The sequence below is a fragment of the Propionivibrio limicola genome, assembly GCF_009469695.1.
GTDB classification, from domain to species: Bacteria; Pseudomonadota; Gammaproteobacteria; order Burkholderiales; family Rhodocyclaceae; genus Propionivibrio; species Propionivibrio limicola.
In genome coordinates this window covers 384,141-397,356 of sequence record NZ_SSSR01000002.1, presented here as the reverse complement: position 1 = coordinate 397,356, position 13,216 = coordinate 384,141, and the positions used below count along the sequence as shown (strand labels likewise).

The 13,216-nt window shown below is 58.3% G+C and carries 14 protein-coding genes and 1 tRNA gene; 3 read left to right on the top strand and 12 right to left on the bottom strand.

Features of this window, described 5'->3' with window-relative positions:
• Window positions 1-107: 107 nt before the first annotated feature.
• The 12 genes from GH659_RS03880 to GH659_RS03825 all read right to left on the bottom strand — a co-directional run bounded on the left by GH659_RS03880 (window position 108) and on the right by GH659_RS03825 (window position 8,836).
• A tRNA-Met gene (locus tag GH659_RS03880) sits at window positions 108-184 on the bottom strand.
• A gap of 159 nt (window positions 185-343) precedes the next feature.
• Window positions 344-538: a Fe-S cluster assembly protein IscX gene (gene iscX, locus GH659_RS03875; RefSeq protein WP_153109424.1), complete on the bottom strand. Its 195-nt coding sequence runs from the start codon at window positions 536-538 to the stop codon at window positions 344-346.
• Window positions 539-548: 10 nt separating this feature from the next.
• Entirely contained in the window at window positions 549-890 is a 342-nt protein-coding gene (gene fdx, locus GH659_RS03870) for an ISC system 2Fe-2S type ferredoxin (protein ID WP_153109423.1), read from the bottom strand.
• Window positions 887-2,791 (bottom strand): Fe-S protein assembly chaperone HscA, encoded by a 1,905-nt coding sequence (gene hscA / locus GH659_RS03865; protein ID WP_153109422.1) that lies wholly within the window; start codon window positions 2,789-2,791, stop codon window positions 887-889. The genes fdx and hscA overlap by 4 nt, the downstream gene beginning before the upstream one ends.
• A gap of 57 nt (window positions 2,792-2,848) precedes the next feature.
• Window positions 2,849-3,391 carry a Fe-S protein assembly co-chaperone HscB gene (gene hscB, locus GH659_RS03860; protein WP_153109421.1) on the bottom strand — a complete coding sequence of 181 codons (543 nt, stop codon included), beginning with the start codon at window positions 3,389-3,391 and terminating at the stop codon, window positions 2,849-2,851.
• 68 nt (window positions 3,392-3,459) lie between these two features.
• Window positions 3,460-3,783 (bottom strand): iron-sulfur cluster assembly protein IscA, encoded by a 324-nt coding sequence (iscA, locus tag GH659_RS03855; protein WP_153109420.1) that lies wholly within the window; start codon window positions 3,781-3,783, stop codon window positions 3,460-3,462.
• A gap of 36 nt (window positions 3,784-3,819) precedes the next feature.
• Window positions 3,820-4,203: a Fe-S cluster assembly scaffold IscU gene (iscU, locus tag GH659_RS03850; protein WP_153109419.1), complete on the bottom strand. Its 384-nt coding sequence runs from the start codon at window positions 4,201-4,203 to the stop codon at window positions 3,820-3,822.
• A gap of 24 nt (window positions 4,204-4,227) precedes the next feature.
• Window positions 4,228-5,439 carry an IscS subfamily cysteine desulfurase gene (locus GH659_RS03845; protein WP_153109418.1) on the bottom strand — a complete coding sequence of 404 codons (1,212 nt, stop codon included), beginning with the start codon at window positions 5,437-5,439 and terminating at the stop codon, window positions 4,228-4,230.
• Window positions 5,440-5,461: 22 nt separating this feature from the next.
• Complete coding sequence (locus tag GH659_RS03840) at window positions 5,462-6,631, bottom strand: cysteine desulfurase family protein (protein WP_211364086.1); 1,170 nt, start codon at window positions 6,629-6,631, stop codon at window positions 5,462-5,464.
• A 7-nt stretch (window positions 6,632-6,638) separates the two neighbouring features.
• Entirely contained in the window at window positions 6,639-7,148 is a 510-nt protein-coding gene (gene iscR, locus GH659_RS03835; RefSeq protein WP_153109416.1) for a Fe-S cluster assembly transcriptional regulator IscR, read from the bottom strand.
• Between the two features lie 58 nt (window positions 7,149-7,206).
• Complete coding sequence (gene cysE, locus GH659_RS03830) at window positions 7,207-7,959, bottom strand: serine O-acetyltransferase (protein ID WP_153109415.1); 753 nt, start codon at window positions 7,957-7,959, stop codon at window positions 7,207-7,209.
• A 127-nt stretch (window positions 7,960-8,086) separates the two neighbouring features.
• Complete coding sequence (locus tag GH659_RS03825) at window positions 8,087-8,836, bottom strand: RNA methyltransferase (RefSeq protein ID WP_425499976.1); 750 nt, start codon at window positions 8,834-8,836, stop codon at window positions 8,087-8,089.
• A gap of 116 nt (window positions 8,837-8,952) precedes the next feature.
• Here GH659_RS03825 and GH659_RS03820 point away from each other — a divergent pair, with 116 nt between their 5' ends.
• The 3 genes from GH659_RS03820 (at window position 8,953) to mutS (ending at window position 13,186) form a co-directional block, all read left to right on the top strand.
• Entirely contained in the window at window positions 8,953-9,762 is an 810-nt protein-coding gene (locus GH659_RS03820) for an inositol monophosphatase family protein (RefSeq protein WP_153109414.1), read from the top strand.
• 144 nt (window positions 9,763-9,906) lie between these two features.
• Window positions 9,907-10,545, top strand: coding sequence for a YceH family protein (locus GH659_RS03815; RefSeq protein ID WP_153109413.1), 639 nt, complete (start codon window positions 9,907-9,909; stop codon window positions 10,543-10,545).
• Between the two features lie 43 nt (window positions 10,546-10,588).
• Window positions 10,589-13,186 (top strand): DNA mismatch repair protein MutS, encoded by a 2,598-nt coding sequence (gene mutS, locus GH659_RS03810; protein ID WP_246167686.1) that lies wholly within the window; start codon window positions 10,589-10,591, stop codon window positions 13,184-13,186.
• Window positions 13,187-13,216 lie beyond the last annotated feature (30 nt).

Below are 13,216 nucleotides of genomic sequence, written 5' to 3'. Positions count from 1 at the left end.
TTACATCGTGCGAGTTTCAAATCTTTTTGCCGTATCCGCTTGCGCAGATACCGCTCGACCAAAAACCCACACCTATCAATTACCCAATTTTTAAAGAACAAAACCTTTGGTTGCGGGGACAGGATTTGAACCTGTGACCTTCGGGTTATGAGCCCGACGAGCTGCCAGACTGCTCCACCCCGCGTCCGTCAGAGAAGCGGAATTATTTCACACCGCAAACCCCTTGTCAATAACTTTGTTACTTACTGACATCAACAGCAACCGAGCCGGTGACCGCCGAAAAAAAGATTATGGCAATATCGATTCTCGGAGTCAAGAGTTTTTAGAGCTTAAAGACGCAAGCCTATTCAACTTCGTCAATCCAGGCTTGCTGAATGGCCTCGAGGAGTTTTTCCCCGCAATGCTTCGGATCGTCGTCAAAATCAGGCAGCGCCAAAACCCAGCGCATCAAATCAACAAAATTAATCGTTTGCGGATCAATTTCCGGGTGGAATTCAGCGAGTTCCACGGCAATTTCGTTGATATCAGTCCATCTCATTAACAACCTCCTAGCGCTTTCCTTCTTTCGCCATATTGATCGAATAGCGGGGAATCTCTATCACCAAGGGCGTCTCATTCACGACAGCCTGGCAAGACAGTCGCGAGTTTGGCTCAAGCCCCCACGCCTTATCCAGCATATCGTCTTCAGCTTCTTCGGATGGCTCAAGCCCTTCAAAGCCCTCTCGAACGATCACGTGGCACGTCGTGCATGCACATGACATTTCGCAGGCATGTTCGATTGCGATTCCGTTGTCCAGTAGATTTTGGCATATCGATTCACCTGGCTTCGCATCAATAACCGCTCCTTCCGGGCATAGTTCGACATGGGGCAAGACGATAATTTGCGTCATGCGTGTTCTCCCGTTTCTTTTGAAGAATCATTGTCGGAAGCGATGTCTTCGATTCGCTTCCCGGCCATGGCTTGCTTGATTGATTTATCCATACGCAACGCAGCGAACGCTCTGGTTTCTTCCTCCAACGCCAGCATCGCTTGGGAGAGGAGTCGACGATCTTCACCAAGCGCGGCGGCCTGAAGTTTTGCGACCGCCATTTCAATCTGCACAAACTGTTCCGGACTAAGCAGATCTTTATCGCTTCGTAACGCTGAGAGAACGGCTTCGATCAGTCTTTGTGCTTCAACTTGCGCTTCTTTCAGGGCTCTGCGCATTGCATCGTCGCTTGAATGCACCATAGAGTCCTTGAGCATTCTTGCCACCTCGTCGTCGGAGAGTCCATATGAGGGTTTAACCTCAATGCTCGCTTCGACACCCGACGTCTGCTCGCGGGCCGTAACCGAAAGCAAACCATCTGCATCCACCTGAAACGTCACGCGGATTCGGGGAGCGCCCGCCGTCATGGGAGGAATGCCGCGCAGTTCAAATCGCGCCAGGGAACGGCTATCGGTAACGAGTTCCCGCTCGCCCTGAACCACATGCAAAACCATGGCGGTTTGACCGTCGCGGAACGTCGTAAACTCTTGGGCACGAGCAATAGGAATAGTGGAATTTCTCGGGATGATTTTTTCCGCCAGACCGCCCATGGTTTCAAGTCCGAGAGAGAGCGGGATAACATCAAGGAGCAGCCAATCGTCGCCGGACGTACGGTTTCCAGCCAGCAGATTCGCCTGCGTCGCTGCGCCGAGCGCCACTACCTTGTCAGGATCCAGATTATTCAATGGCGCCTGCTTGAAAAATTCGCCAACAGCTCGCTGAATCTGCGGCATACGCGTAGCGCCGCCGACCATCACGACGCCTTTGACATCTTCTACCGACAATCCTGCATCACGCAGGGCCTTTCGCACCGGCTGAATAGTCTTGGCAACCAGAGTCTGCGTAATTTCCGTGAAAATCTCGGTGGTTAGCTTGAGATCCACCATTTCGCCGCTATTCAATCTGGCAGTAATTGGCGCCACGCCATGGCTGGTAAGATATTCCTTGGCCTCACGCGCACGCATCAACAACAGCCGCGCATCCTCCACCGAAAGCGGATTAAGTTTCGCTGCCTCAAGAATCCAGCAAAAAATCCGCTGGTCAAAGTCATCGCCGCCCAGCGCAGAATCACCGCCCGTCGCCAGAACCTCGAAAACGCCCCGCGAAAGCTTTAGGATGGAGATGTCGAATGTACCGCCCCCCAAGTCATAGACCGCGTAGATTCCCTCTGCGCCATTATCAAGCCCATAGGCAATTGCGGCTGCCGTCGGTTCGTTGAGCAGACGCAACACCGACACGCCGGCGAGTTTGGCGGCATCTTTGGTTGCTTGACGTTGCGCATCATCAAAATACGCGGGAACGGCAATCACGGCGCCAACCAATTGACCACCAAGCGACTCCTCTGCACGCAGCCGCAATTTATGGAGTATCTCGGCCGAGACCTCGACGGGGCTTTTTACACCAGCAACCGTCTTGACACGCACCATCCCGGGCGCGTCTTCAAAGTCGTAGGGCATCGAGTCACGGTGGGCAATATCATTGATCCCGCGCCCCATGAACCGCTTCACCGAAACGATCGTGTTTCGCGGGTCTATCGCTTGATTCAACTGCGCTTCGTAACCCACATCCGAAGTTCCATCCGCATGATAACGAACGACGGAAGGAAGCAATGGGCGCCCCATTTCGTCACTTATTACAACCGAAAGCCCGCTGCGGACGGTCGCGACAAGCGAGTTCGTGGTACCTAGATCGATGCCGACGGCGAGTTTGTGCTGATGAGGGGCCGCCGATTCTCCGGGTTCGGCGATTTGCAGAAGTGACATGAGAATCCTGTAATCGTATTTGTCTGTGTTATTGGGGAAGCAGAAAAGAGAACAAGTTTAAGCCTCCAGCGCCGCCAAGGCTTCGTCAATTTCAAACAGGAGTTTTTCAAGAAACATCAGCCGGCGCACCAGATCGGCCGCCTGAGCGTAATCGCGGGAGTCGTCGAGCAGCCGGGCGAGTTGGTCGTAATGCCCTTTCATTTCCTGCTTGACGCGAAAATGCAATTGTTCGAGCTCGTCGTATTCACGACCCTGCCGGGCCTCCTCCACGGCTTCCCGCCATTCCATTTGTTCCATCAGAAACTCGGGCGCCATGCTCGTATTGCTGTGCAATTCGGTGTCGCTGCCCGAGAGATGCAAGAGATACTGCGCCCTTGGCAACGGAGTCCGTAACGTCTGATAGGCTTCATTGACATGCGTGGCCCATTGCAACGAAAGACGCCGCTCGGCATCTCCCGCATGGGCGAATTTGTCAGGATGCACCTGTGCCTGTATTTCACGAAACCGCTTATCCAGCGTATCGGCGTCAAGCCGAAAATTCTCGGGCAAGCCAAACAGCTTGAAATGATTGGCGTTGAAATCCAGATTTGGCGCTGCCATTATCTACCGTCCCTCCAACTCAGGCCGCGATCGGCCGACCAGTCCGGAGGGCATCCTCCGGACTCGCATCAAACATTGAAACTTTGGCCGCAGCCGCACGCGTCCTTGACGTTCGGATTATTGAATTTGAATCCTTCGCTCAACCCCTCACGGGTGTAATCAAGCTCGGTCCCGTCAATATACGGCAGGCTTTTGGCATCAATCAGAACTTTGACACCATGGGACTCAAACTCCAAATCACCGGGTTCGGCGACATCGGCGAATTCAAGCTTGTAAGCCACCCCGGAGCAGCCGCTGGTGCGCACTCCGAGCCGCAAGCCAATGCCCTTGCCGCGCTTTTTCAAATAGTTGGCAACGTGCTGGGCCGCCTTTTCGGTAAGCGTCACTGCCATTTCATGCTCTCCTTATCACCCAAAGATCCGGCGAAATTATTCGCCATGTTTCTTCTTATAGTCGGCAACAGCCGCCTTGATCGCATCCTCGGCAAGAATCGAGCAATGGATCTTGACGGGCGGCAAAGCCAACTCCTCGGCAATCTGCGTGTTCTTGATTTCCAGCGCCTGATCCAGCGTCTTGCCCTTGACCCACTCCGTTACCAGCGAGGAGGATGCGATGGCCGACCCGCAACCGTAGGTTTTGAACTTGGCATCCTCAATGACACCGTCTTTGCCGACCTTGATCTGCAGCTTCATCACATCACCACACGCCGGTGCGCCGACCATCCCGGTCGCAATGCCCTCTTCTTCCTTGCCAAAGGATCCGACGTTACGCGGATGCTCGTAGTGATCCAGTACTTTTTCGCTATATGCCATGATTGTTTCTCCTGTATTTCGCCTTCAGTGGGCAGCCCACTGCACCGTGTTCAAATCAACGCCTTCCTGCACCATTTCCCAAAGCGGGGACAACTCGCGCAGCTTGCCGATCTTTTCGTGCAACAACCTGATCGCGTAGTCAATCTCTTCTTCGGTATTGAAGCGCCCAATCGTGAAGCGGATCGAACTGTGCGCCAGTTCATCGTCACGCCCCAGCGCACGCAGCACGTAAGATGGTTCCAGCGATGCGGAGGTACATGCAGAGCCGGAAGACACCGCAAGATCCTTGATCGCCATCATCATCGACTCGCCTTCGACATAGGCAAAGCTGATGTTGAGGTTGTGCGGAATCCGGTGTTCCAGATCGCCGTTGATATACACGTGCTCAATATCCGTCAGCCCTTTGAGAAGACGATCACGCAAGGTACGGATGCGCTCGTTTTCTTCGCCCATTTCCTCACGGGCGATACGAAAAGCCTCGCCCATGCCGACGATCTGATGGGTAGGCAACGTCCCGGAGCGGAAGCCGCGTTCGTGCCCGCCGCCGTGCATCTGCGCTTCAAGGCGAACACGCGGCTTGCGCCGGACGTACAGAGCGCCGATGCCTTTCGGCCCGTAGGTCTTATGTGCCGAAAAACTCATCAAGTCGACTTTGAGCTTCTCCAGATCAACCTCCACTTTACCGGTCGCCTGCGCGGCATCGACGTGGAAAATGATGCCTTTCGCGCGGCAAATCTCACCGATCTCGGCGATCGGCTGGATGACGCCGATCTCGTTATTCACGAACATCACGGAGACAACAATCGTATCGGGGCGCAGGGCGGCCTTGAAAGCTTCGAGATCGACCAAGCCGTTTTCCATAACATCGAGATACGTCACCTCGAAGCCCTCGCGCTCAAGTTCGCGACACGTATCAAGAACGGCCTTGTGCTCTGTCTTGACCGTAATCAGGTGCTTGCCCTTGCTCGAATAGAAATGCGCCGCCCCCTTGATGGCCAAGTTATTGGACTCGGTCGCGCCGGATGTCCAGATGATTTCCTTCGGATCGGCATTGACCAGCTTGGCCACTTCCGCACGCGCTTCTTCGACCGCCGCCTCGGCCTCCCAGCCAAAGGCATGCGAACGCGAAGCCGGGTTGCCGAATTTCTCGACGAGGTAGGGAATCATTTTTTCCGCCACGCGCGGATCGACCGGCGTGGTTGCCGAATAATCGAGGTAAATCGGCAGTTTCAGCATTTCTGTGCTCCGTTCAAATTAATTAAACCGCTATCGCGGTAAGACTCAGCAATTTTGATACCAAAGACTTTACGACCAGCAAAAACTCATCAACCTGCTTCGCCGTGTTACCGGGACCTAAACTTATCCGCACCGCACCACGTGCCAAACCGGCACCAACCGACATGGCCTGCAATACGTGCGACGGCTCGGGATTCGCACTGGAGCACGCGGCCCCGCTCGCCACGGCAAACCCTGAACGATCCAATTGTGTGACAAGCGTTTCGCCGTCCAAGTTCGGCAGGGCGAAATAAATAGTATTGGGAAGGCGCGGCGCCCGATCTCCAAACACTGTTGCACCGATTTCGCGCAAACCGGCCTCTAAACGGTCACGCAACAGCGCCAGCTCCGTCGCCATTTTCTCCCGACGCCTGACCGCCAAAGCGCAGGCCGTAGCAAAACCGACAATCGCCGCCACATTCTCCGTACCGGAACGCAAACCGCGCTCGTGCCCGCCGCCGGCGATCAATGGCTCGATCTCAACGCGCTTGTCCAGCACCAATGCCCCGGCGCCTTTCGGCCCACCAATCTTGTGCGCCGAAAGCGTCAGCGCATGCACGCCGCGGGCATTGAGCGCCCGAAAATCGAGCGGCATTTTCCCCAGCGCCTGCACGGCATCGGAATGAAACCACGCCCTTGCACCACCGGGCATCGACGCCGCCAAATCAGCCAACCCGATGACATCCTGCAAGACACCGGTCTCATTGTTCGCCAGCATCACCGAAATCAGCTTCGGTTTTTGTTCCAGCAATCGGGCAAATCGGGCTGGATCGACCCGACCCTCTTCATCGACCGGGAGCATCTGCAAATTCCAGCCGCGCTTGACCAACTGCCGCGCCGGATTCAACACACAAGGATGCTCGATCGCGCTGACCGCCAGCACGCCCGGTGCCAGACAAGCGGCCGCGCCCTTGATGAACAGGTTGTTGGCTTCCGAACCGCCGCTCGTAAAAACCACCTCGGTCGCATGGGCTCCAACCGCTTCAGCGACCTGCGCCCGCGCCTCATCAACGGCCCGCCGCGCCGCTCGCCCGTATTCGTGCCGGCTCGATGGGTTGCCGAAGCGCGTATCGAGCCACGGCAGCATGGCTTCGAGAACCGCATGATCGATCGGTGTCGTTGCGTTGTGGTCGAAATAAACGGGCAACTGCATCACATCCTCAGGACAACGAGGCGACGTTGCTCTTGCCCGATGCGGACGCAAGGCGCGTCATGTCTTTCACGGCAGCCGCCTCGACCACAGAACGCCCCGCCGCCACCTTTTTCTTCAAGTGTTTATCAACCAGCGAGGCCAGCGTTACCGAACTGAGGTATTCGAACATCTTTTGGTTGAGCGTCGCCCACAACTCGTGCGTCATGCACTGTTCATCTTCCTTGCAATTCGCGTGACCGCCGCATTGCGTCGCGTCGAGCGGCTCATCGACCGCCCGCACGATGTCGGAAACCGTTATCTGCTCGGCCGGCCGGGCCAAACAGTAGCCACCGCCGGGCCCGCGAACGCTGTCAACAAGGTAGGCGCGGCGCAACTTTCCGAACAGTTGTTCCAAGTAGGAGAGCGATATTTTCTGGCGCTCGCTGATTCCCGCCAGCGTCACCGGCCCCTCGGCACAACGCAAGGCCAAATCGATCATGGCGGTAACGGCAAAACGGCCTTTCGTGGTCAGACGCATGCGAACTCCTTTGGCAATACCCGTTTAGTTATATCAACTTTCGAACAAGTTCCGCCGATTAGTCAACAATTTTACTAAGGTATTGTGGATCAAACTTGTCGGCCGTTGCCAACTCGTCTTCGACACAGACGCCATTCGCCTCGAGTTTCTTGCACAGAGCTTCAAGACGCCGGTCGGTCTCGACCGCATGGTCAAGCAAACCGTGAATGGCCTTGGCCAACGGGTCGTCCTGATTGGACGCCAGCGCATAGGCCGAAAAACCCATTTGCCCCGCTTTTTCCTCCCGCTTTTGCGCCTGCTCGGTGTCGATGATGCGGGCCGGATTTCCGACCGCCGTCGTTCCCGGCGGCACGTTCTTGACAACCACCGCATTGGAGCCAACCTTCGAGCGTGCCCCGACGGTGATCGGCCCCAGCACCTTGGCTCCGGCACCGATCACCACCCCATTTTCAATCGTCGGATGCCGGCGCCCCTTGTTCCATGACGTACCGCCCAGCGTCACGCCGTGGTAGAGCGTGACGTCGTCGCCAATGACGGCCGTTTCCCCGATGACGACGCCCATCCCGTGGTCAATGAAAAAACGACGGCCAATCGTCGCCCCGGGATGAATCTCGATGCCGGTCAAAAAGCGGGCCAGATGCGACACCATCCGCCCCAGCCAGCGGAATTGCCGCTGCCACAACCAATGCGCCATCCGGTGCAGCATCACGGCGTGGACGCCCGGATAACAGGTCATCACTTCCCATGCGTTACGAGCTGCCGGGTCCCGGTCAAAGACCGACCGAATATCTTCGCGCAATCGGCTGAACATGAAAGTAATTCTCCTTATGGGCTGAGGGTAGATTTTAAAATACCCGACTTTTTCGATCAAGATTTATCGTGCAAGTTCCGTGCCCATATGTGCGCATCCACATACTTCAGCCGTAAGGATTAGCTTTCTAACGGATTTTTTTCTCGACGGCATCCAGGATGCCGCGCAGGATGTTGACTTCATCCCGCTCAAGCTCGACACGCCCAAAAAGGCGCCGCAACTTGGGCAGCAGGCGCTTCGGCTGCATCGGATCGAGAAAGCCGGTCGCCACCATGACGCGTTCCAGATGCGCATGAAAACGCTCAACATCGTCGCTCGTCGCCGGCGGAGAGGCGAATGGCACGGCCTGCGTCACGACGGGCGGAATCCCGTCGAAAGCCGACAAACGTAGCTCATAAGACAACAACTGCACGGCCGATCCCAAATTGAGCGAGGTGTAGTCAGGATTGGCCGGAATGAACACCGCACGCCGACAACGCTGCACCTCCTCGTTCGAAAGCCCCGACGTCTCATTGCCGAACAGCAAAGCGACATCCCCGGTTTTTGCATGCGCAAGAATTTCCGGGGCCGCATCGCGAGCTTGCCGGTGCTCCGGCCCGAGGTTGCGATGCCGCGCCGTGACCGCGACGGCAAAGACGGTACCCGCCAGCGCTTCATCAAGACTGTCGCAAACGAGGGCATTGTCGAGGATGTCATCGGCGCCAGCCGCCCGGGATACCGCTTCAGGATCGGGAAACTTTTTGGGATTGATCAGCACCAGGCGGGAAAGCCCCATCGTTTTCATCGCCCGCGCCGCCGCGCCGATGTTGCCAGGATGACTGGTGTGCGAAAGCACGACCCGTACGCGGCTCAGCAAATCTGTGGACATTTCGGGCATTTTGTCCCCCGAAGAAGACGCAAGAGGCTGCTTCATATTAAAATACGCGATTCCCACAAACGAATCGGGCGACCACGAACACGTAGCCGCCCCTCGGACTCTTTAAAAGATACGCTATGCATCCAGCTCTGAATATTATGGTCAAGGCCGCACGTCGCGCCAGCCAGATTATCAACCGCGCCTCGCAGGACATCGACCGGCTCCAGATCACGACGAAGCAACAAAGCGACTTCGTTACCGAAGTCGACAAAGCCGCCGAAGCCGCCATCATCGAGATATTGCGCGACGCTTACCCGGACTACGGAATTCTAGCAGAAGAGTCCGGCCTCTCTGACGGCCAGGGGGCTGGAAGCGACTATCAGTGGATCATCGACCCGCTCGATGGCACGACCAACTTCATCCACGGCGTACCGCAATATTCCGTTTCGATCGCGCTCGCCTACAAGGGGCAACTCAACCAGGCGCTCGTTTATGACACGACGCGCAATGAGATGTTCACGGCCAGCAAGGGCGGTGGCGCCTTCCTCAACGAGCGCCGCATCCGCGTTTCAAAATGCATCAAGATGGAGCACGCGCTGCTGGGCACAGGTTTCCCCTACCGCGTTTTCGATCATTCCAGGGAATATCTCGGCATCTTCAAGGACTTCACCGAGCGCTCGGCCGGCATGCGCCGCCTTGGCTCGGCCGCGCTCGACCTCGCGTACGTCGCGTGCGGACGCTTCGACGGCTTCTGGGAATTCGGCCTGATGCCTTGGGACATGGCGGCCGGCTGCCTGCTGATTACCGAGGCCGGTGGTCTGGTCGGCGACCTGTCGGGCGGTCAGGATTACATGAAGACGGGCAATCTCGTGGCCGGCAATCCGAAAGTCTTTTCCCAGATGCTGCAGGTCATCGACAGTCACCGCACCTCTGGGCTTCAAGCCTGATTGCACGCCGGCAAGGCGTAGCAGATTGCACCTTGCCGCCTCCTGCAACCTTGGCGGGCTCATGACCAGCGCCGCTTTCCAGACGACGCGACGCCGTCTAGCGACAGGGCGCCCGCCCGAACGAAATTGGCAAAGGTTAACACCATGTCCAGCACTTTCACGCTCTCCCCGACCGAACTGCGCATTCTTGGCACACTCTCCGAAAAACAGCGCACCGTTCCCGACACCTATCCGCTGTCGCTGAACGCCCTGATCGCCGGATGCAACCAGAAAACGAGCCGCAACCCCGTCATGGAAATCAGCGAAGCGGGCGCGTTGCAGGCTCTCGAAACGCTCAAGGAATACGGTTTCGTCACCGAAGAAAGCGGCAGCCGTGTCACCCGCTTCGCCCACCGCCTTGAAAAGACACTGAACATCCCGTCGCAGGCGGCCGCCCTGCTGACGGTGCTGATCCTGCGCGGCCCGCAAACGGCCGGCGAACTCCGCCTGAACTGCGACCGGATGTACAGCTTTGCCGATATTTCGTCGGTCGAGGCGTTCCTCGCAGAGCTCGCGGCACGCGACGACGCTTTGGTTGTTGAATTGCCCAAAGCCCCCGGTTCACGCGAAAACCGTTGGATGCACTTGCTGGGAGGAGAGCCTTCGCCTGCGCAAAGCCAAGCCCCATCTGCAGCTTCGGCTTACCCGGAACGACAAGAAATCGACGCGCTGCAAGAACGTGTTGCCCGCCTCGAAGCCGAAGTCGACGAACTCAAAACCATGATCTTGCGGCTGACGCAATAGCCTCCCGAACCGCTCAGCCGCACTCTGCACAACTCGCCCCGCAATGAAAAAAAATTCGCAAGAAAAAGAATCAAAAGAGTTTCAGAACCACACTCCGATGATGCAGCAGTACCTTCGGTTGAAATCGCAGTATCCCGATCTGCTGCTTTTCTACCGCATGGGCGATTTTTATGAGCTGTTCTTTGAAGATGCGGAGAAAGCCGCCCGGCTGCTCGACATCACGCTGACCACGCGCGGCCAGAGCGCAGGCACGCCGATCAAGATGGCCGGCGTGCCTTACCACGCGCTCGAACAGCATCTGGCGCGATTGGTGAAACTTGGCGAGTCGGTCGTCATCTGCGAACAGGTGGGCGATCCGGCGACGAGCAAGGGGCCGGTTGAAAGGGCCGTTTCGCGCATCGTCACACCCGGCACGCTAACCGATTCGGCGCTGCTCGACGAAAAACGCGACGCACTGCTTCTGGCGCTCACCACCACGCGCCAACTCGCCGGATTGGCTTGGCTCAACCTGGCCAGCGGTGAATTCCGCGTCTGCGAGGTCGCGCCAGAGAAACTATCAACCACGCTCGAACGCATCCGCCCGGCCGAAATCGTCGTGCCGGATGGCCTCCAACTGCCCTTCGCACCGGAAGCGGCGCTTACCCGCCAACCCGATTGGCACTTCGACAGCGAAGCGGCGGCACGCGAACTGTGCGCCCACTTCAAAACCGCCTCGCTTTCCGGTTTCGGCGCTGACGGCCTGCGTCCGGGCATTGCGGCGGCGGGTGCGCTGCTGCGTTACGCGCAAGCCACCCAGACGCGCGCGTTGCCGCACGTGCAAGCGCTGACCGTCGAACGCGACGGCACTTTTCTGGGCCTCGACGCGGCTACCCGGCGCAACTTGGAACTGACCGAAACACTGCGGGGCCAGCCAGCGCCGACGCTGTGCAGCCTGCTCGACACCTGCGTCACCTCGATGGGCGCACGCGCCCTGCGCCACGCCCTGCATCACCCGTTGCGCGACCCGGCCCTGCCGTCGGCGCGCCATGCGGCCATCGAAACGCTGCTCGAGGACAATGGCCATCGCCTGCGCGAAGTGCGTCAGGCACTGCGCGGTTTTGCCGACATCGAACGTATCGCTGGCCGCATTGCACTGTTCAGCGCCCGGCCGCGCGACCTGTCCAGCCTGCGCGACAGCCTGCATCGCTTGGCCGAATTACGCCTGCCGCTCATCGGGGCTCCCGCCCCGCTTCTGCTCGAATTGCTGGCCGAACTGGCGACGCCGGACAACGCGCTCGACCTGCTCGCGCGCTCAATCCAACCCGAACCGGCCGCGCTGCTGCGCGAAGGCGGTGTCATCGCCAACGGCTACGATGCCGAGCTCGACGAGCTGCGTGGCATCAACGACAACTGCGGCGCCTACCTCGTCGAACTCGAAGCGCGCGAACGCGAACGCACCGGCATCGCCACGCTCAAGGTCGAATACAACCGCGTGCATGGCTTCTACATCGAGATCACGCACGCCAATACCGACAAGGTGCCGGACGACTACCGCCGTCGCCAGACGCTGAAGAACGCCGAGCGCTACATCACCCCGGAACTGAAAGCCTTCGAGGACAAGGCGCTGTCCGCGCAGGACCGGGCGCTGGCACGGGAAAAACTGCTTTACGAGGGCCTGCTCACGGCGCTGCAGAGTGATCTACCGCAGTTACAGGCCATCGCCCGCGCCGTCGCGCACATCGACCTGCTCGGCGCCTTCGCCGACATCGCGCTGTCACGCAACTACTGCCGCCCGGAGTTCTCCAGCGAACCCGGCCTGCTGATCGAAGGCGGCCGTCACCCGGTCGTCGAAAATGAACTGGCCGGCGGCGAATCGTTCATCGCCAACGACACAAAATTGGGCGATGGCCGCCGCCTGCTCTTGATCACCGGCCCGAACATGGGCGGTAAATCGACCTACATGCGGCAGACGGCACTGATCGCGCTGATGGCGCACGTTGGCAGCTTCGTGCCGGCCAGCCGCGTCGTGCTCGGCCCGCTCGACCAGATTTTCACCCGCATCGGCGCCGCTGACGATCTCGCTTCCGGCCGCTCGACCTTCATGGTCGAGATGACCGAATCGGCCGCCATCCTGCACCACGCCACCGCCAACAGCCTGGTGCTGATGGACGAGGTCGGCCGCGGCACCTCGACCTTCGACGGCATGGCGCTGGCCTTCGCCATCTGCCGCCATCTCGTCGAAAAGAACCGTGCGCTGACGCTGTTCGCCACGCACTACTTTGAACTCACCCTGCTCGCCAACGAATACGTCGACCTCGCCAACGTTCACCTCGACGCCGTCGAGCACAGCGAGAAAATCGTCTTCCTGCATGCGGTTGAAGAAGGTCCGGCCAACCAGAGCTACGGCATCCAGGTCGCCGCGCTGGCCGGCATTCCGAGCTCGGTGGTCAAGGCAGCGCGACGGCAGTTGCGCGAGTTCGAGCAGCGCGCGTCGATCAACCCGCTACAGCCGGATCTCTTTGCGGCGATTCCGGATCTCCCGGACACGGTCGAAGAACCATTTCACCCCGCGCTCGAACGTCTCGTGACACTCGATCCTAATGAGTTGACGCCCAGGCAGGCGCTCGATCTTCTGTTTGAACTCAAGTCATTAGCCCGGTAAGCCGACGAAACCGATCACTTCTGCCCATCA

What these genes read in the sequence shown, in the direction of transcription:
- iscX (WP_153109424.1), bottom strand. Translation starts at nt 538, where the DNA reads ATGAGATGGACTGATATCAACGAAATTGCCGTGGAACTCGCTGAATTC.
- GH659_RS03815 (WP_153109413.1), top strand. Translation starts at nt 9,907, where the DNA reads ATGTCCAGCACTTTCACGCTCTCCCCGACCGAACTGCGCATTCTTGGC.
- GH659_RS03840 (WP_211364086.1), bottom strand. Translation starts at nt 6,631, where the DNA reads ATGCAGTTGCCCGTTTATTTCGACCACAACGCAACGACACCGATCGAT.
- GH659_RS03845 (WP_153109418.1), bottom strand. Translation starts at nt 5,439, where the DNA reads ATGCTGAAACTGCCGATTTACCTCGATTATTCGGCAACCACGCCGGTC.
- cysE (WP_153109415.1), bottom strand. Translation starts at nt 7,959, where the DNA reads ATGTTCAGCCGATTGCGCGAAGATATTCGGTCGGTCTTTGACCGGGAC.
- fdx (WP_153109423.1), bottom strand. Translation starts at nt 890, where the DNA reads ATGACGCAAATTATCGTCTTGCCCCATGTCGAACTATGCCCGGAAGGA.
- hscB (WP_153109421.1), bottom strand. Translation starts at nt 3,391, where the DNA reads ATGGCAGCGCCAAATCTGGATTTCAACGCCAATCATTTCAAGCTGTTT.
- iscU (WP_153109419.1), bottom strand. Translation starts at nt 4,203, where the DNA reads ATGGCATATAGCGAAAAAGTACTGGATCACTACGAGCATCCGCGTAAC.
- GH659_RS03820 (WP_153109414.1), top strand. Translation starts at nt 8,953, where the DNA reads ATGCATCCAGCTCTGAATATTATGGTCAAGGCCGCACGTCGCGCCAGC.
- iscR (WP_153109416.1), bottom strand. Translation starts at nt 7,148, where the DNA reads ATGCGTCTGACCACGAAAGGCCGTTTTGCCGTTACCGCCATGATCGAT.
- iscA (WP_153109420.1), bottom strand. Translation starts at nt 3,783, where the DNA reads ATGGCAGTGACGCTTACCGAAAAGGCGGCCCAGCACGTTGCCAACTAT.
- hscA (WP_153109422.1), bottom strand. Translation starts at nt 2,791, where the DNA reads ATGTCACTTCTGCAAATCGCCGAACCCGGAGAATCGGCGGCCCCTCAT.
- GH659_RS03825 (WP_425499976.1), bottom strand. Translation starts at nt 8,836, where the DNA reads ATGCCCGAAATGTCCACAGATTTGCTGAGCCGCGTACGGGTCGTGCTT.
- mutS (WP_246167686.1), top strand. Translation starts at nt 10,589, where the DNA reads ATGAAAAAAAATTCGCAAGAAAAAGAATCAAAAGAGTTTCAGAACCAC.